Annotated in this window: 1 protein-coding gene and 1 pseudogene; one reads left to right on the top strand and one right to left on the bottom strand. The window is 65.4% G+C overall.

Features of this window, described 5'->3' with window-relative positions; all coding sequences use genetic code 11:
• The coding region (locus tag EOA28_RS37075) for an alpha/beta hydrolase (protein ID WP_148671173.1) at positions 1-601 on the top strand (601 nt) is incomplete at its 5' end.
• A 17-nt stretch (positions 602-618) separates the two neighbouring features.
• Here the strand turns inward: EOA28_RS37075 and EOA28_RS37070 are convergent.
• Positions 619-907 (bottom strand): annotated as a pseudogene (locus EOA28_RS37070) (MaoC/PaaZ C-terminal domain-containing protein); the annotation flags it as partial.

Raw genomic sequence — 907 nt, 5'->3', positions numbered from 1 at the left:
GTCCGACCTCGAACGCGTGGTCGAGGCGACGGGGCTCGACCGCTTCACATTGCTCGGCCTGTCGCAGAGCTGCGCGGTTTCGATCGCCTACGCCATCCGCCATCCCGAGAAAGTATCGGGCATGATCCTCTATGGCGGTTACGTCAAAGGCTGGCGGGCGCGGGGCGACGCCGGCGAGATCGCGACACGCGAGGCCGTGGCGACGCTGATGCGCGAAAGCTGGGGCAAGCCGAACCCGATGTTCCGCCAGGCCTTCTGCTCCATGTTCATCCCCGGCGCCACCCACGAGCATTTCGCCTGGATGGACGATCTGATGCTGCGTACTGTCTCCCCCGACGATGCCTGGCGCCTGCAGAGCGCCTTTTCAGTGATCGATGTCAGCGATTTGCTGGAAAAGGTGAAGGTGCCGACGCTGGTGCTGCACGCGCGCGACGACAACGTCGCTCCCGTCGAATCCGGGCGCACCATGGCCGCGGGCATTCCCGGCGCGCGTTTCATCGAGCTCGAAAGCCAGAACCACATCCTGCTCGAAGGCGAACCCGCCTTCGAGGAGTTCATAGACCACGTTCGCGCTTTCATCGCCGAGACGGCGGGCAGGTAAGCGGATACGCGAAGTCCTCAACCCTTGGCGAGCGGCACGGTGAAAACCGTCGCGGTGCCGGTGAGGCAAAGCTCGCCGGCTTCGTTGCGCACCGACGTCTCCAGCTTCGTGATCGGCTTGTCGGCGCGCACCTCCTTGACCTCGACGCGGCCGGTGATCAGCTCGCCGACGCCGACCGCCTTGACGAATTTCCACGACACTTCGAGGAACACCGAACCGGGGCCGGGAAGGTCCTCCGCCACCACCGCGTTCAGGATCCCGGAGGTGACGCCGCCCTGCACGATGAGCTTGCCGAACACCGAGGCC

The sequence above is a fragment of the Mesorhizobium sp. M2A.F.Ca.ET.067.02.1.1 genome, assembly GCF_004023285.1.
GTDB lineage: Bacteria > Pseudomonadota > Alphaproteobacteria > Rhizobiales > Rhizobiaceae > Mesorhizobium.
The sequence above is the reverse complement of the archived record's forward strand: the minus strand, read 5'-3'. Positions and strand labels throughout refer to the sequence as shown.